This window comes from Amycolatopsis sp. FU40 (assembly GCF_021903635.1).
GTDB lineage: Bacteria > Actinomycetota > Actinomycetes > Mycobacteriales > Pseudonocardiaceae > Amycolatopsis > Amycolatopsis dendrobii.
This window is the reverse complement of the sequence record NZ_CP091381.1, coordinates 698,563-718,501: the sequence shown is the minus strand read 5'-3', so window position 1 is coordinate 718,501 and position 19,939 is coordinate 698,563. Positions and strand designations below refer to the sequence as shown.

23 protein-coding genes are annotated in these 19,939 nt (G+C 70.2%); 6 read left to right on the top strand and 17 right to left on the bottom strand.

All coding sequences use genetic code 11. The annotated features are described in order from the left end of the window. Nucleotides 1-6 precede the first annotated feature (6 nt). The 11 genes from L3Q65_RS04570 to L3Q65_RS04520 form a co-directional block, all read right to left on the bottom strand. Entirely contained in the window at nucleotides 7-1,632 is a 1,626-nt protein-coding gene (locus L3Q65_RS04570) for a thiamine pyrophosphate-binding protein (protein WP_237598855.1), read from the bottom strand. 13 nt (nucleotides 1,633-1,645) lie between these two features. After that, a complete protein-coding gene (locus tag L3Q65_RS04565; RefSeq protein ID WP_237598854.1) occupies nucleotides 1,646-2,434 on the bottom strand; it encodes an SDR family oxidoreductase in 789 nt (262 codons plus the stop codon). 11 nt (nucleotides 2,435-2,445) lie between these two features. Beyond that, a complete protein-coding gene (locus L3Q65_RS04560) occupies nucleotides 2,446-3,186 on the bottom strand; it encodes a 3-oxoacyl-ACP reductase family protein (RefSeq protein ID WP_237598853.1) in 741 nt (246 codons plus the stop codon). Then, a complete protein-coding gene (locus L3Q65_RS04555) occupies nucleotides 3,183-3,971 on the bottom strand; it encodes an alpha/beta fold hydrolase (RefSeq protein ID WP_237598852.1) in 789 nt (262 codons plus the stop codon). Before L3Q65_RS04555 ends, L3Q65_RS04560 begins: the two co-directional genes overlap by 4 nt. Beyond that, a complete protein-coding gene (locus L3Q65_RS04550) occupies nucleotides 3,968-4,747 on the bottom strand; it encodes an aspartate dehydrogenase domain-containing protein (protein WP_237598851.1) in 780 nt (259 codons plus the stop codon). The genes L3Q65_RS04555 and L3Q65_RS04550 overlap by 4 nt, the downstream gene beginning before the upstream one ends. Further along, nucleotides 4,744-5,670 (bottom strand): VOC family protein, encoded by a 927-nt coding sequence (locus tag L3Q65_RS04545; RefSeq protein ID WP_237598850.1) that lies wholly within the window; start codon nucleotides 5,668-5,670, stop codon nucleotides 4,744-4,746. Before L3Q65_RS04545 ends, L3Q65_RS04550 begins: the two co-directional genes overlap by 4 nt. A 16-nt stretch (nucleotides 5,671-5,686) precedes the next feature. Further along, nucleotides 5,687-6,745: a Rieske 2Fe-2S domain-containing protein gene (locus tag L3Q65_RS04540; protein ID WP_182896045.1), complete on the bottom strand. Its 1,059-nt coding sequence runs from the start codon at nucleotides 6,743-6,745 to the stop codon at nucleotides 5,687-5,689. Further along, nucleotides 6,745-6,966: a recombinase-like helix-turn-helix domain-containing protein gene (locus L3Q65_RS04535; protein WP_182896046.1), complete on the bottom strand. Its 222-nt coding sequence runs from the start codon at nucleotides 6,964-6,966 to the stop codon at nucleotides 6,745-6,747. The genes L3Q65_RS04540 and L3Q65_RS04535 overlap by 1 nt, the downstream gene beginning before the upstream one ends. A 70-nt stretch (nucleotides 6,967-7,036) precedes the next feature. After that, entirely contained in the window at nucleotides 7,037-7,285 is a 249-nt protein-coding gene (locus tag L3Q65_RS04530) for a hypothetical protein (RefSeq protein WP_182896047.1), read from the bottom strand. Nucleotides 7,286-7,294: 9 nt separating this feature from the next. Further along, nucleotides 7,295-8,233, bottom strand: coding sequence for a PDR/VanB family oxidoreductase (locus L3Q65_RS04525; protein WP_237598849.1), 939 nt, complete (start codon nucleotides 8,231-8,233; stop codon nucleotides 7,295-7,297). Nucleotides 8,234-8,244: 11 nt separating this feature from the next. Then, nucleotides 8,245-8,763 (bottom strand): cupin domain-containing protein, encoded by a 519-nt coding sequence (locus tag L3Q65_RS04520; RefSeq protein WP_101438650.1) that lies wholly within the window; start codon nucleotides 8,761-8,763, stop codon nucleotides 8,245-8,247. A 217-nt stretch (nucleotides 8,764-8,980) separates the two neighbouring features. Here L3Q65_RS04520 and L3Q65_RS04515 point away from each other — a divergent pair, with 217 nt between their 5' ends. Beyond that, nucleotides 8,981-10,465 carry an aldehyde dehydrogenase family protein gene (locus tag L3Q65_RS04515; RefSeq protein ID WP_182896049.1) on the top strand — a complete coding sequence of 495 codons (1,485 nt, stop codon included), beginning with the start codon at nucleotides 8,981-8,983 and terminating at the stop codon, nucleotides 10,463-10,465. A gap of 61 nt (nucleotides 10,466-10,526) precedes the next feature. Here L3Q65_RS04515 and L3Q65_RS04510 read toward each other — a convergent pair whose 3' ends face one another. Continuing rightward, entirely contained in the window at nucleotides 10,527-11,045 is a 519-nt protein-coding gene (locus L3Q65_RS04510) for a MarR family winged helix-turn-helix transcriptional regulator (protein WP_182896050.1), read from the bottom strand. A gap of 73 nt (nucleotides 11,046-11,118) precedes the next feature. Here L3Q65_RS04510 and L3Q65_RS04505 point away from each other — a divergent pair, with 73 nt between their 5' ends. Further along, on the top strand, nucleotides 11,119-11,559 hold the full coding sequence (locus L3Q65_RS04505) for a VOC family protein (RefSeq protein ID WP_182896051.1): 441 nt from the start codon (nucleotides 11,119-11,121) through the stop codon (nucleotides 11,557-11,559). A 73-nt stretch (nucleotides 11,560-11,632) separates the two neighbouring features. Further along, a complete protein-coding gene (locus L3Q65_RS04500; protein WP_237598848.1) occupies nucleotides 11,633-13,078 on the top strand; it encodes a sulfatase in 1,446 nt (481 codons plus the stop codon). Between the two features lie 24 nt (nucleotides 13,079-13,102). Here the strand turns inward: L3Q65_RS04500 and L3Q65_RS04495 are convergent, their stop codons facing one another. Together L3Q65_RS04495 and L3Q65_RS04490 are read right to left on the bottom strand one after the other, a co-directional pair. Further along, on the bottom strand, nucleotides 13,103-13,723 hold the full coding sequence (locus L3Q65_RS04495; protein ID WP_237598847.1) for an NADPH-dependent F420 reductase: 621 nt from the start codon (nucleotides 13,721-13,723) through the stop codon (nucleotides 13,103-13,105). Next, entirely contained in the window at nucleotides 13,720-14,898 is a 1,179-nt protein-coding gene (locus L3Q65_RS04490) for an FAD-dependent monooxygenase (RefSeq protein WP_237598846.1), read from the bottom strand. Before L3Q65_RS04490 ends, L3Q65_RS04495 begins: the two co-directional genes overlap by 4 nt. Nucleotides 14,899-15,252: 354 nt before the next feature. Between L3Q65_RS04490 and L3Q65_RS04485 the strand changes: the two genes are divergently transcribed. Continuing rightward, on the top strand, nucleotides 15,253-16,212 hold the full coding sequence (locus tag L3Q65_RS04485) for a LysR family transcriptional regulator (protein ID WP_237598845.1): 960 nt from the start codon (nucleotides 15,253-15,255) through the stop codon (nucleotides 16,210-16,212). A gap of 67 nt (nucleotides 16,213-16,279) precedes the next feature. Here the strand turns inward: L3Q65_RS04485 and L3Q65_RS04480 are convergent, their stop codons facing one another. Continuing rightward, the gene (locus tag L3Q65_RS04480; protein ID WP_182896055.1) at nucleotides 16,280-16,657 is read right to left on the bottom strand and encodes a hypothetical protein; all 378 of its coding nucleotides are present in this window, start codon (nucleotides 16,655-16,657) and stop codon (nucleotides 16,280-16,282) included. Between the two features lie 247 nt (nucleotides 16,658-16,904). Here L3Q65_RS04480 and L3Q65_RS04475 point away from each other — a divergent pair, with 247 nt between their 5' ends. Both L3Q65_RS04475 and L3Q65_RS04470 read left to right on the top strand, forming a co-directional pair. Then, complete coding sequence (locus tag L3Q65_RS04475) at nucleotides 16,905-17,468, top strand: copper resistance CopC family protein (protein WP_237598844.1); 564 nt, start codon at nucleotides 16,905-16,907, stop codon at nucleotides 17,466-17,468. A gap of 13 nt (nucleotides 17,469-17,481) precedes the next feature. Beyond that, nucleotides 17,482-17,784: a formate/nitrite transporter family protein gene (locus tag L3Q65_RS04470; RefSeq protein ID WP_237598843.1), complete on the top strand. Its 303-nt coding sequence runs from the start codon at nucleotides 17,482-17,484 to the stop codon at nucleotides 17,782-17,784. Here L3Q65_RS04470 and L3Q65_RS04465 read toward each other — a convergent pair. Together L3Q65_RS04465 and L3Q65_RS04460 are read right to left on the bottom strand one after the other, a co-directional pair. Next, nucleotides 17,774-18,895, bottom strand: coding sequence for a S1 family peptidase (locus L3Q65_RS04465; RefSeq protein WP_182896057.1), 1,122 nt, complete (start codon nucleotides 18,893-18,895; stop codon nucleotides 17,774-17,776). The genes L3Q65_RS04470 and L3Q65_RS04465 overlap by 11 nt on opposite strands. Before the next feature lie 354 nt (nucleotides 18,896-19,249). Then, nucleotides 19,250-19,915 (bottom strand): HAD family hydrolase, encoded by a 666-nt coding sequence (locus L3Q65_RS04460; protein ID WP_237598842.1) that lies wholly within the window; start codon nucleotides 19,913-19,915, stop codon nucleotides 19,250-19,252. Nucleotides 19,916-19,939: the final 24 nt, after the last annotated feature.

Genomic DNA, 19,939 nt, shown 5'->3' with positions numbered 1-19,939 from the left:
TCTCCCTCAGCTCTCCGGAACCGGCACCGGCGGCACGAACGGCCGCGGCGTCGCGGGCAAAGCGGTCACGTCCACCTCGATCACGAACGGCCCCTGCTGGGCCACCGCCTTCGCCAGCGCGTCGGCGAACTGGCCCGGCTTCGACACCAGCGCGTGCGGCAGGTCCAGCGACTGCGCCATCCGCGCGAAGTCCGGCGTGTACAGGTCGACGCCGGCGCGCTGGCCGCGGTGGTGGTCCTGCATGTTGCGCAGCACGCCGTATCCGCCGTCATTGAACACGACCAGCGCGAGCCACGGCCGTTCCTGCGCCAGCGTGCACAGTTCGCCGAGGTGGACCGCGAGGCCGCCGTCTCCGACCAGCACTGCGGTCGGCGCGTCCGGCGTCGCGAGCGCGGCCCCGATGCCGGTGGCCAGGCCCTGCCCGATGCCGCCGCCGACCGGGAACACGTTGGTGCGCGGGTCGTGGATGTCCAGCAGCCGGTTGCCCCACTGGCTGGACGGGATGGTGACGTCGCGGGCGATCACGGATTCGGCCGGGAGACCGTCGCGCAGTGCGGCGCAGATCTCCGCGTACGGGCCGATCGCCTCGTTCAGCTTGTCCCGTACGGCTTTCCGGGTCTCGATGACGCGTTCGCGCCAGCCCGATTCGGTGCCGGATTCCACAGTGGACAATGCAGCCAGTACCGCCGCGGCGTCGCCTCGCACCCCGACGGTGGCCGGGTAGACGCGTCCCAGCGCTTCGGCGTCGACGTCGATCTGCAGATGCCGTTCGGGCAGCTTCAGGTGGTAATGCTTGGTTTCGTTCGAGCGGAAGTGCGTGCCGATCGAGACGAGCAGGTCCGCGTCGGCGAGGAGTTGCGCGGCCGACTCGTGCGCGGCGAAGTTCCCGACGACCAGTTCGTGGTTCTCCGGCACCGTGCCGCGACCGGAGTTGCTGGTGAACACTGCCGCGCCGAGCCGTTCCGCGAGCGCGCGCACCTCGTCGCGCGCGCCGGTCGCTCCCCCGCCGAGCCAGAACACCGGACGGCGTGCGGCAGCGAGCAATTCGGCGGCTTCCGCGAGGACCGCGGCGTCCGGCGGCGGGAGCAGAGTCGGCTCAAGCGAGCCCGGGCGGAACTCATGCCGCGAGTACTGCAGGTCGATCGGCCACTCGACGCTCGCCGGACCGCTCGGCACCGACAGCGCGTGCCGGATCGCCGCTCGCAGCGTTTCCTCGGCGGTCTCGACCGACGTGACCGTGGCCGCGTGCTTGGAAATCGCCGTCAGCATGCCGATCTGGTCGCGCGTCTCGTGGATGACGCCGCGGCCGCTGCCGAGGAATTCGGAGTCGATCTGGCCGGTCACGTGCAGCACGCGACTGCCCGCCGTGAGCGCCTCGACCAGCGCGCCCGCCGCGTTGCCCGCGCCGGTGCCCGTGCTGGTGATCGCGACGCCGAGTCCTCCGCTGGCCCGCGCGAACCCGTCGGCGGCGTTCACCGCGGCCGCTTCGTGCCGCACGGGCACGAACCGCAGATGCTGCGCAACCGCCTCCACCAGCGGCAGGTTGTGCACACTCACCACGCCGAAGGCGGTGTCCACTCCGGCTTCGGACAGCAGGCGAACGAGAAGCTCGCCTCCGTGACCGTGATTCATGGGTCCGTCCCTTCTAGACGTAACGGGCAATGCCGCCGCCGACGTCGATCGTCGCGCCGGACACGTAGGAGGCACGCGGCGAAAGCAGCGTGACGATGGGGAAAGCGACCTCTTCCGCGGTGCCGAGCCTGCCGAGCGGGATTCCGCGATCGGCGGCCAGTTCCGCCGACCAGCCCGCAAAGGACAACTCGCTGCCGGAAGCCTCGTACCGGCGCCGCCACTGTCCGGTGTCGACCAGTCCGAGGCAGACCGAGTTGACTCGCACGCCGTCCTCCGCCAGTTCGGTCGCCAACGTCGTGGAGAGATTGAGCAGTGCCGCCCGCGCCGCCGAAGTGGCCGCCAACCGGGGTTCGGGCTGGCGCGCGAGGATCGCGTTCACGTTCACCACAGCCGGATTCGCCGCCGTCCGCAACCACGGCAACGCGGCCCGGACGACGTGCAGCACCGAGAAGATTTTGAGGTGCAGCTCGTCCCGCCACTGGTCGTCGGTGGTCTCGGCGAGCCGCGCCATCAGCGACCGGCCAGCGTTGTTCACGACCCCGGTCAGGCCGCCCAGTTCGCGAGCGGCGTCAGCGACGAACGTTTCGACTCGCGCTTGGTCGAGCACGTCGCAGGACGCGGTGTACAGCCGGGCTCCCTCGGCGCGGGGCAGATCGGCGAGGGCCTTCTCCAGCCGGACGCCGTCGCGGGCGCAGGCGGCGACGTGCGCGCCCTCGGCGAGCAGCGCGGCCGCGGTCGCGAGCCCGACGCCGGAGCTGGCCCCGGTCACGAGCACCGCCGCGCCCTTCAATCCCAAATCCACGGGTTTTCCCTTCAGCTGCAAACGAATCCGCCGTCGACCACGAGGGTCTGGCCGGTGATGTAGGAGGCCGCGTCGGACAGCAGGAACGCCACCGAGCCGACGACGTCCTCCGGCTGTTGGGGCCGGGTGAGCGCGCGGTTCATCGCGTACAGATCGTGCCGCTCCTGCGGGATGCCCGCGGTCGCTTCGACCTCGGTCAGCCCGGGTGCGACCGCGTTGACGGTCACTCCGTCCGGGCCGCCGTCCCGAGCCATCGCACGGGTCATCGCGATCACCGCGCCTTTGGAGGCCACGTACTGGACCAGCCGCGGCGAGCCGTACAGGGCGGCGTCGGACGCGAGGTTCACGATGCGTCCGCCGGTCTGTGCGAGCTGCGGGTACAGCGCGCGGGAGACGAGCCATGGACCGCGCGCGTTGACGGTCATCAACGTGTCCCACGCTTCGACGTCCAGTTCAGCGAAGTGCTTGCCGCCCACGCCGTCCGCCATCGCCGCGTTGTTCACCAAGCCGTGCAACGGGCCGAGCTTCGCGACCGCGTCCGCCAAAGCCGCGACCGACTCCGGATCCGCGACATCCGTGTCGATCCGGTGTGCCGCAACGCCTTCCGCCTGCAACCGGGCGACCCCGTCCGCGGCCCGGTCCGGAGAACGTTCGGCAATCACGACGCGTCCGCCTTGACGGCCGATCTCGCGGGCGATCGCCCAGCCGAGACCGCGGCCCGCGCCGGTGACCACATACAGCCGGTCCTTCATCGCGCCACCACCGAGTCCGCTTGGGACAGAAAGTCCAAGACCTCGGCGGAAAACCGGCGCGGCGATTCCTGATTCGCCGCGTGCCCGCCGGGCAGCACTTCCAGCCGGGCGCCGGGGACCGACGCGGCGAGCCGCCGTGCCTCGGCCACGCCGGTCACCTGGTCGTGCTCGCCGACGAGCACCAGCGTCGGCACCGAGATCCGGGACAACCGCGGACCGTGGTCCGTCTCCGCCATCGATTCCGCGGCGGACGTGTACCCGGGCAGCCGGATGCCCGCCATGATGTCCTCGACGCGTTGCGCCACCGCGGAATCCGCACCAGGTGCGAGCAGCCGAGGCGAGCGCCGGCGAGCGAATTCCGCCGCACCCACGCGGTTCAGTTCGCTCGGCCGGGCCCGCATCACCGCGGCGCGCTCGGAGTCGACGCCGGAGCCGCGGGTCGAATCGGCCAGCACCAGCGACCGCACGACCTCCGGGTACTCCAGCGCGACCCGGGTCGCGATCACGCCGCCCCACGACACGCCGACGAGATGCGCGGGCACCGCGTCCAGCGAGGTCAGCAGACGGCCGACGAGCGCCGCGTATCCGGCCATGCCCAGCGGCTTCTCCGGATCGGCCGAACCGCCGTAACCCGGTGCGTCCCAAGCCAGCACACGATGTTTCGGCGCCAGGGCCGCGATCTGCGCGTCGAACGAAGCGCTCGAACCGCCGATTCCGTGCAGCAGCAACACCGGACTGCCGTCCCCGGCGACCCGCATCTGCACACCGTCCACTGTGGAGGTCACCGGAACACCGCCCTCGGCGTCGCCAAGGCTTCCAGCGCGGACAGCACCGCAAACGGCACGACCTGGCTCGACGTCGGCGTCCGCGGCGAAGGCTTGTTCCGGATTTCGAACCGGTACTCCCCCGCCGGCCCGACCGCGGTGATCACGTGCGAGGTCAACGGCGCGGCCGGATCAGCGATCACTGCCGCCTCCACGACGTCCCAATCCCGCACCGCCAAGGCCACCGACGCGGCCACATTCGCCGACTTCGGGAACGCCGCGGTGATCTCCCGCGCGGGCCCGCGCCGCAACTCGACCGGAGCGCTCGCCTGCCGCAACTCCTCCGCCTCCGCCTCGGACATCCACGGCTGGACCAGCGAAGACGCCTTCTTCGTCGTCTCGATGACCACCCGCTCGAACTGCCCGAGCAGCGCCGCCGAACGCAGCAGGTCGAGCCCGCCGATCGCGCCGGTCGACAAATGGACCGCGCCCGGTCCGGCCGCGAGCAGCTTCTCCAGCAGCCCGTCCGCCGCCAGCGCGCCGACCGAAACCACCAGCAGATCGCACCCCGCCGACAGCACCTGCGGCCCGGCGTCCGCCAGCGCCCGCTGTCCGGCGGCCTCGACCACCAAGTCCGAAGCGGACAGCAGCTCCGGCAGCGCGCACATCGGCAGCCCCGCGGGCGAAAGCATCGGGTCGACCACCCCGGCCAGCTGTGCGCCCGGCACCTGCCCGTCGCGCAGCGCCTCGGCGACGACCGAGCCGATCGACCCCGCGCCCAGCACTCCTACCTTCACGACTGCCACCACGCCGAGTAGCCGGGATCCGGCACGCCGCGCATGTGCGCGCGGACGTCCTTCGACGGCGGGCCCGCGGTGCCCCACAGGTCGGACAGCTCCGGCGTGCGCCGCCACACCCGGCACAGCCACGCGTCTTCCTCGACCTGCGCGACCTCGGAGGTGTACTCGCAGACGAGCCCGGCCGGGTCGGCGAAGTAGCCGAAGGTGTTGCTGCCGGGACCGTGCCTGCCGGGGCCCCACAGCGGCGTGACGCCGTTGTGCTTGAGCCGCCCGATGCCGCGCATGAAGTGGTCGATCGAGTTCATCTCGTACGCGATGTGGTTGACCGACGCGAATTCGGCCTGGTTGAACGCGATCACGTGGTGGTCGGCGTTGCAGCGCAGGAACGCCATCTGGTGCTCGGACCAGTCGGAGATCCGCATGCCCAGCACCCGCGTGTAGAACTCGCAGGCCGCGTCGATGTCGACGGTGTTGAGCACGACGTGCGCCAGTTTCCGCGGCACCGCGGCGCGGCCGTACGGATCGCCGGACACGACCGCTTCGACCTCGGCGGACAGCTCCACCAGCCGGCCTTCCGGGTCGGCGAAGCGCAGGCCGTACCCGCCGCCGACCTGGTCGAGCTTGCCGGGCTCGGTGACCAGCGGGACGCCGTGCGCGGCCAGCCGGGCAGCGGCCGCGTCGACCTCGCGCGGAGTGGCGACGGCGAACGCGATCTTGCCCAGCGCGTTCTGGTCGGCCTGTTCGAGCTGGAGCACGTGGTGCTCGTCGCCGGAACCGCGCAGCCACACGGCACCGCGGTCGGCTTCGACCTGTTGCAGCCCCCAGACTTCGCGGTAGAACTCGCCGGAATCGGCGCACTGCGTCGAACGCAGCGTCACCGCGCGCAGGGCGCGGAGCCGCGCGATGGGTTCGGCGGACATGGGGCCTCCTGGAACGTCAGCGGGTCGGGGCGGGCACGGGCGCGGCCGGAGCCGGTGCGGCGGCGGGAGCGGCGAGCGCGGCGGCCTGGCGGCGGGCTTCCGACCGCAGCAGCCGGCGCATCCGGACGAGCGCGATGTCGTGCTGGTACAGGTTTTCCCGGTCCCACGCGTCGAGCGGCATCGCCTCGGCCATCTCGCGGTCCTGCTCCAGCACCGCCCAGTGCCGGGCTTCGAGCCGGTTGCGGTAGAGGACGCGCCAGCTGTCGCGTTCCCAGCCGGAAACCTTGCGGCAGCGCCAGAAGAAGGCCGCGTGCTGCGTTTCGTTGATCGCGCACAGCGCGGCGACGATGGTGAACGCACCGCCCGGACCGGCGGTTTCGGGGTACGGGATGTCGAGCGTGACCCACTGCGCGCCCGCGTCGGTGAGCTGCACCCAGTCGAAGTTCACGCCGCGCTGGTCGGTCTTTTCGAAGACGAACCCGTCGTCGATCGCGCGGATCTGGAAGACGGCCTCGCGCTTGCCGCCGAACATGGTGTGGCTGTTGCGGTGCAGGAACGCGCCGTGCATCGGGTCGAGCAGGTTGTCCAGGGAGTAGCCGTAGGGGGCGTCCCATTCGACGTAGCAGAGGAAGTTGTCCCACTCGCCGCCCGCGATCGGGTCCGGAAGCTGAAGCGGCGTCGGCTCGGCGGCTTCGTCCAGGCCGAACCAGGCGAATACCGCACCGGCGTGTTCCTCCGCCGGGAACGTCCGCAGCGCGCGACGGCCCTCCAGCGCACACCCGGGGCTGCCGGGGACCGACACGACGACACCGTCGCCGTCCACCTGCACGCCGTGGTAGTTGCAGGCGACCCGGTCGCCCATGTGCACGCCGAGCGAAAGCCGCGCGCCGCGGTGCGGACAGCGGTCTTCCTGAACGTGCACGGCCCCGGCGGAGTCGCGCCAGAGCAGCAGTTGCTCACCGGCCCGCTCGATGCGGGTCAGCTCGCCGCGTTTGACGGTGCCGGACGGGCACAGCGGGTACCAGCGCTCGCGCAGGCCCAGTGCCAGCAGCTCTTCAGCGGTTTTGGTCGCCATCACGCCTCCCCTGCCAGCCGGGCGAGTTCGGCGGCGAACGTCTCTTCGGTCCAGTCGGAGCCGTCCGCCGGGCGCAAGCCGCCCGCGTTGAGCGCGGCGACCACGCCGGGCAGGTCGTGCACGCCCCGGCCGTAGACGGCTTCCAGCTCGTCGGCCAGCGCGTTCTCGTAGCTCGTTGGCGGGGCGGTGCGGCTCTGCACCGGCCGCAGCTGCAGCGGCATCGGGCGTTCCCTTTCAGTAGTGGTCGTGAGTGGCTATGCCGGTTAGCACCGGCATAGCCACTCACGAGGCTCAAGCGGCGGCGGTCGGGGCGAGCACGGCCTGCCCGGCGGCGGTGAGCACCGCGGGCACCCGCAGCCCCGGCCCGCGCGGGGCGGCCGGTTCGGGGGCGAGCAGCCCGGCCAGCTGGTGCCCGAGGGTCGGGTCGCAGCAAGCGAGGCCGTCGACGTAAAGGTGCGGTTCGCGGCTGCACGTCATCTCCACGTGCCCCGCGGCGGCGGCGCGCAGCACGGCGAGCTGCCGGTGGGTGTGTCCGGCCATGGCCGGCTCCTAAAGATCCAGAACGAGTTCGGCGGACCGGCACCGCGACACGCAGAGCATCATGGTCCCGGCGGTCGCCTTCTCGTCGTCGTCGAGCACGAAATCGCGGTGGTCCGGTTCGCCGGAGAGCACCTTCGTTTCACAAGTCCCGCACACGCCCTCGCGGCACGAGGTCGGCACGGAGATCCCGGTGCGGCCGAGAGCGTCCACAATGGACTCGTCGGCGGCGACCGAAACCCTGGTCCCGGAAGCGGCGCACACGACGTCGAATCCCGTTCCCGGCGCGGCTGCCGGAGCCTCGGGGGCCCGGAAGCGTTCGACCCGCAGCGTGGCGGTTTCCGGCAAAGCCGCCTCGACCGCGCGGAGCAGCGGTTCGGGACCGCAGCAGTGCACGACCGTGCCCGGCGCGAGCCCGGCCAGCCTCGCGGCCAGATCGGGCGGACCGCCGTGCTCGTCGTCGGCGTGCACTTCCAGCCGGTCCCCGGCGAGTCCGGAAAGCTCGTCCAGGAAAGCCATCCCGCCGCGCGACCGTCCACAGTAGAGCATGGACCACGGCGCGGAGCCGCCGGCGAGCTTCCTGGCCATCGCCAGGATCGGGGTCACGCCGATGCCGCCGGCGATGAGCAGGTGCTCCGGAGCGTCGTGCAGGGCGAAGGTGTTGCGCGGGCCCTCGACGGGAATGACGATTCCCGCGGTGAGCCGTTCGTGCACCCACGCGCTGCCGCCGCGCGAGGATTCCTCCCGCAGCACCGCGACCGTCCAGCTGTACTGGTCGGCCGGGTCGCCGCAGAGGGAGTACTCGCGCACCAGCCCGTTCGGCAGGTGCAGGGAAAGGTGCGCTCCCGGCTCCCAGCCGGGCAGCGGCTTTCCTTCCGGATCGCGCAGTTCCACCTGCGTGACCCGGTCGGCCAGCCACGTCGTCCGGTGCACCCGCAGCATCGTCGGCATCGCAGTCGTCCTCAGCGAGTGACGCCGTGCATCGGCGAGGTGGGCGGGTAGGTCGGCAGCTGCGGCTTCTGCGCGCCGATGATGACGCAGAACAGCGCGTCGGTGTCGCCGGCGTTGCGCAGGCTGCGCGGCACCCCGGCGGGCACGCGGATCAGGTCGCGGTAGCCGAGCACGCGGGTCGCGGTCTTGGTGCCGTCCTCGACGTCGTGCACGGTCACCTCCAGCGTGCCTTCGAGAACGAAGAACGCCTCTTCCACGTCGTGGTGGGTGTGCTCCGGGCCGATCGCGCCGACCGGCAGCCGCATGTTGGAGAAGGTGAAGTGCTCCGAGGGCAGCTGGCGCGCGTCGCCCTCGTGGTTGCCGGTCGCGCCGGAGCCGATGTAGCGGATCTGCGCGCGGCGGAACTCGTCGCCCTTCGCGGCGGCCTGGAAGCCGAGGGTGTCCCAGTCCTCGTACCGCGTCTCGCGAGCGGCGATGCACGAGTCGATGAGCTCCTCGAGGTGCTGATTCTTGCTTTCGGTGGTGGTCATCGGGGGCAGCTCCTCCGTGGATCCGAATGCCTTAGGTCTAAGAGAATTACTGATAAGGGTTGTACCCCGAGGCCTGTGATCCGCACAACCCCTTAGACCTAAAATTCTTTCCGGCGGCTTCCCGGCGGCTCGCGCGCGGCGGCAGGCCTTGACGAAATCTTAGGTCTAAGGTTTCCTCGGTCGCACCCCCGTCACCCGCGCCGAAAGGACGTCCGCCATGCAGCCCTTCCCCGTCCCGCCCGACGAAATCCCGGTCGGCGGCGACTGGCAGCGCGGCGGCGGCCCCGCGTCCGCGTGCGTGGATCCCGCCGACGGGTCGGCCGTCGCCTCGATCCACGCCGCCGACTCCGCCCAGGTCGACGCCGCCGCCCGCGCCGGTGCCGCGGCCGCCGCGGACCCGGCATGGCGAGACTTGCTGCCGCACCAGCGCGCCCGGCTGCTCGTCCGCGTCGCCGACGCGATCGAAGACCACGCCGAGCAGCTCGCCCTGCTGCAAACCCGCAACACCGGCAAGGCGCTGGGCGAAACCCGCGCACTGGTCGCGAGCGCGGCAGGCACCTTCCGCTACTACGCGGCCGCGCTCGAAACCCTCGAAGGCGAACTCCCGCCGAGCCGCGGCGCGCACCTGACGATGAGCGTGCACGAACCGATCGGCGTCGTCGGCGCGATCACGCCGTGGAACTCGCCGATCGCCAGCGACGCCCAGAAAATCGCCCCCGCGCTGGCCGCCGGAAACGCCGTCCTGCTCAAACCGGCGGAAGCCACCCCCCTGGTTTCGCTGGCGCTGGCCCGCCTCGTCCACGACGCCGGCGTGCCGCCCGCGCTGCTGTCCGTCCTGCCCGGCCCCGGCTCGGTCGTCGGCGACGCGATCTCCCGCCACCCGCTGGTCGGCAAGCTCGCCTTCACCGGCGGCACGACCACCGGACGCGTGCTGGGCCGCATCGCCGCGGACCGGATCATCCCGGTCACCATGGAACTGGGCGGCAAATCGCCGACGATCGTCTGCGAGGACGCCGACGTCGAGGAGACTGTCGCCGGAATCCTGTATGGAATCTTCTCGTCGACCGGACAGAGCTGCATCGCCGGATCGCGGATCTTCCTGCCGCGCAAGCAGTACGGCGAATGGGCTTCCCGCCTGACCGCCGCCGCTTCCGCCCTGCGCCTCGGGCCCGGCACCGATCCGGCCACCCAGGTCGGGCCGCTGGCGACGTTCGCGCACCGCGACAAGGTGGCCGCGATGGTCGACCGCGCCCGCGAAGAAGGCGCGGTGGTCCGCTGCGGCGGGCGAATCCCCTCTGACGAACGCTTGTCACGCGGCGCGTACTACCTGCCGACCCTGCTGGACGGCCTCGCCCCGGACGCGAAGACGTGCCAGGAGGAAATCTTCGGCCCAGTCGGCGTCCTGCTGCCCTACGACGACGAGGAAGACCTGGTCGCCCAGGCCAACTCGACCGTCTACGGCCTGGCGTGCGGCATCTGGACCGCCGACTACCGCCGCGCGCTTCGCCTGGCACGCCGCGTCGAGGCCGGGACGGTGTGGATCAACACCTACAAGCAGTTCAGCATCTCGACACCGTTCAGCGGCACCAAGGAAAGCGGCCTCGGCACGGACAAGGGCCGCACCGCGATCCGGAGTTACCAGCGGCAGAAGAGCCTGTACCTGAGCCTCGCGGACGAACCGATCCCGTGGGCTCGGGGCTGAGCGCCTCGTGAGTGTTGGCGCCGGTGAGAACCGGCGCCGACACTCACGAGCCAGGCACCATTCAGTCCCCGAACTCAGCCTGGTCCAGCGACTGCTCCAGCTTCCCCAGCAATTTCGCCAGCTGCGCCCGTTCCGTCGCGGTCAACCCGGCCAGCATGCGGTTTTCGTTCGGAAAATGCTCGTGCACCACTTTGTCCGTGGCCGCGAGCCCGTCCTCGGTGAGGCCGATGAACACCACTCGCCGGTCGTCCTCGTCGCGTTCGCGGCGGACGAGCCCGGCCTGCACCAGCTTGTCGACCCGCTGGGTGATGCCGCCGGTGGTGAGCAGGTTGGTGTCGGCGAGATCCCCCGCCGTGCGCCGGTACGGCGCGCCGCCCCGCCGGAGCGCGGCGAGGATCCCGAAATCCGCCACCGTGATCCCGTGCCGGGCGAACACGCGCGTCAGCTGCCGCTGGTACCGGTCGAACGAACGATGCAACCGCCCGAACACCGCGAGCGGCGACGTGTCGACCTCCGGCACCTCGTCGCGCCACTGCGCGAGCATCTCGTCGACCTCGTCCGGCTCGGTCCGCTTCGGCATCCGGCACCCCCGTGAATAACTTTGGGCTAAGAATAGCACCACTAAGATTTTCTGGGACCGCTACGGTGACCGCATGACGGTCAAGCGGATGGACAACGTCCTCATCGTCGTCGAGGACCTCGACGCGGTCATCGCGTTCTTCGTCGAACTGGGGCTGGAACTGGAAAACAAGGGCCCGCTGGACTGGCGCGGCGCGGAACAGGTGGTCGGCCTGAAGGACATCCGGCAGGACGTCGCCATGCTGCGCGTCCCGGACGGCCCCGGGCGGGTCGAACTGGCGAAGTTCCACCAGCCGAAGGCGATCGCCCCGGAGCCGTGGCAGGCCCCGGCGAACACGCTGGGCATCCGCCGGATGATGTTCGCGGTCGACGACCTCGAAGACACCCTCGCCCGCCTGCGCGCCCACGGAGCCGAACTGGTCGACGAGGTGGTGCGGTACGAGGACATCTTCCTGCTGTGCTACGTGCGGGGGCCGGAGAATATCGTCGTCGGGCTCGCCCAGGAACTCGGCTGAGCGCGCGGCGGATTTACCGAACCCGAACACGCCTCGAACCGGGCTCGCCGATCGCGGTCCTAGCGTGCGGGGCATGCCGCAACGCGCTCGTTCGCTCCTGATCTCGCTGCTGGCCTTGACAGTGGCTTCGACTGCCGTCGCCTGCGTGCCGGGCCAGCCCGCCGCGGCCGGCGGCAAACCGAACATCGTCCTCGTGCTCACCGACGATCTGTCGATGAATCTGCTGCCGTATCTGCCGCATGTACAGGACATGGCCCGCACTGGCACCTCCTTCGCCGACTACACCGTCACCGACTCCCTCTGCTGCCCGTCGCGCTCGTCGCTGTTCACCGGGATGGTCCCGCACGACACCGGCGTGTTCACCAACGGCGGCAAGGACGGCGGTTACCGCGTCTTCCACGGCCGCGGCGACGACAAGTCGACCTACGCGACGTCGTTGCGGCAGGCCGGGTACCGGACCGCGATGATGGGCAAGTACCTCAACGGCTACCAGCCGAAATCCGACGGAATCCCGCCCGGCTGGAACGAGTGGGACGTCGCCGGGAACGGCTACGGCGAATTCGACTACGACCTCAACGAGAACGGCACGGTCAAGCATTACGGCAAGAAACCCGAGGACTACCTCGTCGACGTCATGGCGGACAAGGCCGCGCAGTTCGTCGCCAGCTCGGCGGCCGACCACACCCCGTTCGCGATGGAACTCGCCACGTTCGCCCCGCACGGCCCCTACACCCCCGCGCCTCGCGACGCCGGCGCGTTCCCCGGGCTCACCGCACCGCGCGGCCCCGCGTACGACACGCTCCCGTCTTCGCCGCCGTCGTGGCTCGCCCCCCGCACCCCGCTGACTGACCGGGAAAAACAGACCATCGACAAGGACTTCCGCAAGCGAGCACAGGCCGTGCAGTCGGTCGACAGGATGATCGGCACCGTGCAAGCGGCGCTGGACAAAGCCGGAGTACGCGGGAACACCGACCTCGTCTTCACCTCGGACAACGGCTACCACATGGGCGAGTACCGGCTCACCCCCGGAAAGCAGACTGCGTTCGACACGGACGTGCACGTGCCGCTGGTGGTCACCGGCCCGGGAGTCAAGGCGGGCGCGACGGTGGACCAGCCCGCGGAGAACATCGATCTGCGGCCGACTTTCGAAGCGCTGGCCGGGGCATCGACCCCCGCGCAGGTAGACGGCGAAAGCCTGGTGCCGCTGCTGAACGGCACCGCACCCCCGGCGTGGCGCACGGTCGGGCTGGTGGAGCACCACGGTCCCGACTTCGACCAGAACGACCCGGACAAACCCGCGAAGAACAGCGGCAATCCGACCACCTACGAGGCGATTCGGAGCACCACCTACACCTACGTCGAGTACGCCGACGGCGCCAAGGAGTACTACGACCGGACCACGGATCCGCAGGAACTGCACAACACCGCCGCTCAGCTGCCGCCGGACAAGGCGCGGCAACTGCACGACACGCTGCGGGCGATGGTCTCCTGCCACGGGGCGGCCGCCTGCCGGCACTGACCTCGGCAGGTCGGCCGAACCCGTTCACTCCAGCAGCGCGAAGCCCGACTCGTACCGCGTCTTGCCCAGCGCCGCCAGCACGATTTGCAGGAATCCCATCGCCTCGAGTTCCCTTGCGCGGGTCAGCGGGCCGACGTCGACCGCGCGCATTCCCGCCGCCTCGACGAACGCCACGACCGCCATCTTCGCGTCCGCGTAGTCCCCGGCGAACAGGACGGTCGTGCGCGTCGTGCCGTTCGTGCCGCTGACGAGCGTGTCCCCGAGATTGACGTTGAACGCCTTGACGACGGCCGTGCCCGCCGGCAGCAGCTTCACGAGTTCGGCCGCGGTGGACGAATCGGCTGGCGACTTCAACCGGTCGTAGGTGGAGAAATCGATGGGGTTGCTGATGTCGATGACGATCTTTTCGCGGAACTGCTCCCGGTAGCGCTCGACGATGCCCGGGTACGCCCCGTACGGAACGGCAAGCACGACCAGGTCTCCAGTGAGCTTGTCGCCCAGGACGCCGTAATCGGGACCAGGACGCGCCGCGGACATGCTTTCCGCGCTGCGCTTGATGATCTGGACGTCGGCGCCGGCCCGGGCCGCGACTTCCGCGATCGCCCCGCTCATCTTGCCGCTGCCGATGATGCTGATCGAGGTCATGCGACCGGAACCCCCTGAAATCGGTTGAGCGCCTGTTCGGCCACTTTCTGCGCGTCGTAGTCGAATACCGCGCTTCGCCGGAAGTCGCGCCCGACCCGGAGATCGGCGTCGCGCTTCTTGAGGTCCGCGAATTCGTGCTGTGCGTCGAACATGGCGCCGGCCCGGCGAGAGCCGTTCTGCAGGATGGCCGTGCGTTGCATGCGGACCGAGGTGTAGCGCCGGAACGCCTCGGGAATGTCGGCGACGTTTTCGGCTGCCGCGAGGAACGTGGCGAGCGCCATGCTGTCCTCGATCGCCTGGTTCACCCCCTGCCCCTGGTGCGGCAGCATCGTGTGCGCCGCGTCGCCGAGCAAGGTGATCGGCCCTCGGGACCAGTTGGCGAGAGGTTCGTGATCGAAAAGGCCCCACCAGAAGGTGTGCTCGATGCACCCGATGAACTCCTGGAGTTTCGGATCCCAGTCCCGGCCCGCGAACTCGGCGGCGAGTTCGCGGACCTCTGCCGGACCGGACCAGGCCCCGCGGAGCGGCCGGTCGCTCGGGATTCCGGCGACGAGGTTGAACAGCTTCCGCTGCTGCAGCGGATAGCACATGAAGTGCCTCCGGTTGCCCATCCACACCTGGCTGATCATGCGCCAGTCGCCAGGCAGGCGGGACGCGTCGACCACTCCGCGGTAGACGATGTACCCGGAGTAGACCGGCTCCGGGAACTGGCCGACGGCTCCCCGCACCACCGAATGGATGCCGTCCGCCCCGATCACGGCATCGAACACGTCGTCCGCGCCGTTCTCGAACTCGACACGAACGCCGGAGCCCAGTGTCTGCACCGAAACCAGCCGGTGGCCGAGACGGATCGTCGCCGGATCGACCTCCTGCGCCAAGGCGTCGATCAAGTCCGGGCGGTACATGCCGATGTTCTGGTGCTGCTTGGCCGAGTCCTCCCATGCCGCGTCGGTCACCAGACCGCCCATGGCGTTCAGGTAGACGCCGTGCCCGTCCGGGACCGCGCCGACCCGCCTGATCCGGTCGAGCACGCCGAGTCTCTCGAGAACGCGCGCGGCGTTCGGCGCGACCGTGACCCCCGCGCCCACTTCGCCCAGCTTGCCCGCCTGCTCGAACACGGTGGCCTGGACGCCGGCGATCTTCCGCAGCGCGATCGCGGCCGTCAGCCCGCCCATCCCTCCGCCGACGATCGCGATTCAAGTGTCCTGACCTGCCACTGCTTCTCCTTGCCTGCCTCTGCTTCTCTTGACTGACTCGCGCGACACCCGCTGCTCGCACCGGTGGTTCCGGCGGCCGGTGCGCACGACACGGAGGAGGATCGGCGCCGATGACCGTCGCGCAGGCGATTCGCCGTGGCGAGACGGAGTCGGAGGAGCGCACCGTTGTCCCCAAAGTCCTTGCCAGCCCTCCATTCGGAGGGATCGGGAAGCTGTTCCTCTCATCATGCGAGGCCCTCGTCTGCGTGTAAATCGTGGTAATGTGAGGATGTAATTCGGTTGAACTGAAGAAGTGGGGCAGCCATCTCCGAGGTGAGCCTGCGGCAACTCGAACTTTTCGCGGCACTGCCGAATTTCCCCACGCTCAGCGCGGCCGCGGCGCACCTGCACATCTCGGAGTCCGCGCTGTCGCAGGCCGTGTCGAGCCTGGAGAGCGCCGTGGGCGAGCAGCTGTGCGTGCGGCGCAAAGCCAGAGGGCTCACGCTCACTCCGACCGGTCAGGATTTCGCCCGGCGGGCTCGTCAGATCGTGGCCGACACTCACGAACTCGTCCTGAGCGCCGGACGCGAACAGGAGCTGCGAGGTCCGGTGCGGCTCGGCTGCTACTCGAGCTTCGCCGCGAACGTGGTGCCGGAGCTTCTCGAGGGCTTCCCCCAGCGGCATCCCGGCGTGAGCATCGGGATCACGGTGGGCACCAACGAAGGACTGCTCTCCGATCTCGAGGCAGGGCGGCTCGACGTGGCCCTCGTGTACGACGTGTCGCTGCCGACCGGATGCCGCCGCCGCAGGATCTACGCGACAGAACTCGAGGCGCACCTGCCTCCCGGGCATCCGCTCGCGGCCGCCGAGACAGTGGACCTGGCGGATCTCGCCGACGAGCCCTACATCCAGTACGACGCGACACCGGGCGTCCGCAATGTGGCGGACGCGTTCACCGCGCGCGGCCTGGAGCCCAGGATCGAAGCCAGGGTCTCCCAGATCGGCCTCGTCGAGGCACTGGTGGGCCGAGGACTCGGCTACGGGCTGCTCATGTCCCGGCCCCACGCGCTCCCCATGAGCATCGAGGGACGACCGGTCGTCATCCGGCCGCTCGACCCCCCGGTCACGGTTACCCACGTAGTGGGGATCTGGCCGGCGGACATGAAGCTCACCCCGCGCGCCTCCGCCCTTCTCGACTTCGCCGCGGAGCGGCTCGGCGAGCACGGGCCCACCGACGCGATTCCGGCTCGGACGGCATCCGACGACACTGCCGCGGCTGTGCCGGAGCATTAGGAGGTCCTCGGCGTCCCGGACACGCGGAAACGGTACCGCTCCCAGCGAACGGCACCGCCTCCAGCGATCAGGAGCCCACCGCCTTCCAGGCGACGTCAGCGATCAACGCCTGCCCTTTCGCACTCGGGCGGAAGCAATCCACAGTGGACATATCGCTCGGATCGAACCGAGCCGCGAAACCCGCGCCTTCGTCGTACGGGCACTGGGCGAACTCGGCGCAGACCTCAGCAAGCTGCGCGTTGTAGTCGACGATCCGCTGCCGGAACGCGTCGCGCCGTTGCTGGTCGGCCGAGGCGGTCGAGACCGGATTCGCCAGCAGTGCGTCGCCCGCTGCGGTGGTTTTCAATCCGATTCCCGAGGCGTATCCGGCCACGATCACGACCGCGCCCGCCAGACTGGCCGCGACCCCGTGGTCCCGGCGCAGTCCACGCCCGGCTGAAGCCACCACAATCATTTCCTCCCGACTGGCGGATGGAGCATGACGAGTGAGCACCACATCAGACCGCGCGTTTCGCTAGCCGACGCGGTCATGACGGGAACGGAAAAATCGACTTCCGGATAACCGCGGGCAATCGGTGAACTCGCACTCGCCCCGAGGAGTGAGAACTGTTTAACGCAGCCGTCGCGCTGCCGACAACGAGCTTCCGGGACCATCCCGGTCCGACACTTATTGCCTTCCGGAAGCAGGGTTCATGCGATCGCTCTCCATCGCTGCCCCCGCCGACCGAGAACGGCAGCGCCGAGGCGGGCTCGCCGCAATTCTTTTCACACTGGCCGCGACCCTTGTTCCGCATGCCGCGGCCGAGGCGCACAGCTTTCTGGAATCGAGCAGTCCGGCGAAGGATTCCGCGATCGCTGCCGGACCCGCGAAAATAGTGCGCACCTTCAACGGACCCCTGGACAGCGGATTCACCGAATTGTCCGCGCTCGGCCCGGACGGAAAGACGCCTTGGGAGTCCGGCGCGCACACGGTCGCCGGAGCCGACCTCTCCGCGCCGGTGAAACCGCTCGGTCCGGCCGGGAAGTACACTGTGGACTATCGGATCGTGTCCGCCGACGGGCATCCGGTGTCCGGCTCTTACTCCTTCACGCTGACCAAGCCCGGCCCAGGCGCCGCGGCCGCGCCACCGTCCACCGCTGCGGCATCGACGGCCAGCGAGAACGATGTGCCGCTGTGGGCATGGGCGGCCGCGGCACTGCTGATCGCAGGAGGAATCGTCGCGGCCCGCATCTCGCGCAGTCCGTCCCGAGACTGAGCGAACGCCCGCCGTGTCCGGCGCCCTCGTCCGGCGGCGCGCGGCACCCGGCCCGGGCGCGGCTCGGCTCGCGAGCCCGGTCGAGGCGAAAACCGCGGAATCAGCGAGCGCGCTGTTCTTCCGCGGAGTGCTGTGCAACTTCCTGTCCTGCCTCGCCGTGCGGATGGCCGCGCGCACGAAGTCGGACGGCGCTGATCGCCTGCTGCCCGCTCGCGTTCGTCAACTGTCCGCCGGGCTCGGAAACCTCACCCGCGCCAGGCCGCGGCGCCAGCATCCGAAAAGGCTGGCGCCGCGGCCCGGACAGGTCACCCGGTGACGAGCGACAGGCCGTAGGTCTGCAGGATCTCGTTCACCGGCTGGAACCAGGTCTCACCGCCGGAACCGCAGTTGCCGAAACCGCCCGAAGTGACCCCCTGGGCTTGGTCGCCGGTGATGAAGGAGCCGCCGGAGTCGCCGGGTTCCGCGCACGCGTTGGTGTGCGTCGCCTGGTAAACCGCGCCCTGGGCGTAGTTGATGGTCTCGTTCAGGCCCAGCACGGTGCCGCAGTGCCAATGCGAGGTCGAGCCGGAGCGGCAGATCGACGAACCGGCCGGCGCGACGGCCGACCCGCGGACGATCACGTCGCTGACCGTGCCCCAGCCGAGCACGACGGGGGCGGTCCACCAGCCGTTGCCGATGGTGATGTAGGAGTAGTCGTTGCCGGGGAAGGAAGATCCGGCGAACGTGCCCATCGCCGAGTTGTCCCAGCCGACGACGGAGCTGCCCTTGCTGCCGCAGTGCCCGGCGCTGACAAACCCGCCGTGCACCGAGAAGCCGATGGAGCAGCGGGTGTTTCCGTTGATGTAATAGGGATCCCCGCCGACGGTGCCTGCCGAGAACGTCTGCGGGCGAGCACCGGGAACCACGGTCACCGGGCCTGCGGCACGGGCTCGCGCGAGGAAAGCGTCGACGTCCGGACCGTGCGCACCGGGTTGGAGGGTGACGACCACACTGCCGCTGCGGGGATCCGCGTGCCAGCCGCTGACCGCGGCCGGGGCTCGGTTCGCTTTCGCAGCGGTGTCGATGGCCGTCTTCGCCGCGTCCAGCGCCGCGGCGGTGACCTGTGCCGGAACGGTTTCCGCCCCGGCCCGACGAACGGCGCCGGCCACGGCCGGGTCCGTCACGCCGACGACCAGCTTGCCGCGCGCCGGGTCGAACCAGGCCCCGCCGAAAGCCGTTCCGGCCGCCTGCTGGGCCGCGGGCAACTGCCGCGACGCGGTCAGTTCCTGCCGGAGCCGGGTCTGCGCTTGCCCGGCGCTGAGGCCGAGATCCCGTTGCATGGCCGCGATCAGTCCAGGGGACGCCTGGGCGGCGGGCGCGACCACGGCGGCGAGACTCGCCGCGAGAACGGCCGCACCGGTGAGGCTGAGGGTGATTCTTCGACGCATCGGAACTCCTCGAAGGCCGGGGGAAAGAAACCCACTGTCGGCCGAGTGTGCGGAGGCTGCGCGAAGCCGGTCCAGCGACAGCCCGCGTTTTGTCCGAAACCTGTCGCCGCGACTGCTCCGTTCGTCCGCTCCGGAACGGACTTCCGGGCAACCGCCGGTCCGGCGCCGCTCAGATGGGCGGGGTCGCGGTCCCGAACAACAACGAGCCCATGTCGCCGATTGCGGCCTTCTCGGCCCTGTCCGTGGCGGGACTCCTCATCGTCTTCACCAGCGTCGCCCCCAGTTCCTCCACCACGGCGCGCGGCCGGTCGACTCCCTGGTCCTCGGGACGGCGTTCGGCGCTCCCCGCACCACTCAAGCGAGCGGGGTGTCGTCCAGGGACTTCGCGAGATCCCCTGGCGTGTCGTAGAGGGCGACGGCACCGGCCTCCCGGAGTTCGTCGTCTCCGAAGCCGCCGGAGCGGACGACGATCGCGGGCATTCCGGCCCTTTTCGCCGCTTCGACATCCCACACCGAGTCGCCGACCATCACCGCCGGCGCGCCGGGCGGGGCACCCAGCTTCTTCAGCGCCGCCCGCAGCAGATCCGGGGCCGGTTTGGACGCGTCGACGTCGGCGCTGGTGGTCCAGTCGTCGACGAGAGCGCGAGCGTCGAGCTTGTCCAGGAAGACCTCCGCGTGGCGTTGCTGAGCCGAACTGGCGAGCACCACCCGGTGGCCGCGCTCCTTGACGGCCGCGAGCAGATCGCGGGCACCCGGCAGCGGCGCCATCTCCTCGAGCAGCGAGTCGACCTCCTTGCCCTGCCGCTCCCGGGCCCGCTCGCCCGCCCGGCGCTCCAATTCCTCCCCGCCGACCGCGGCGACGAGCTGGTCCCCGCCCATCCCGATCAGCCGGTGCAGCCGCCACACCGGGTGCACCTCTCCCACCGACCGCAACGCCCGGTACCAGGCGAGAGCGTGGTGGTAGTTCGAATCGACGAGCGTCCCGTCGATGTCGAGGACGGCAATGGGGGAACCTGTCACGAGCGCTTGGTTACCCACCGTCGC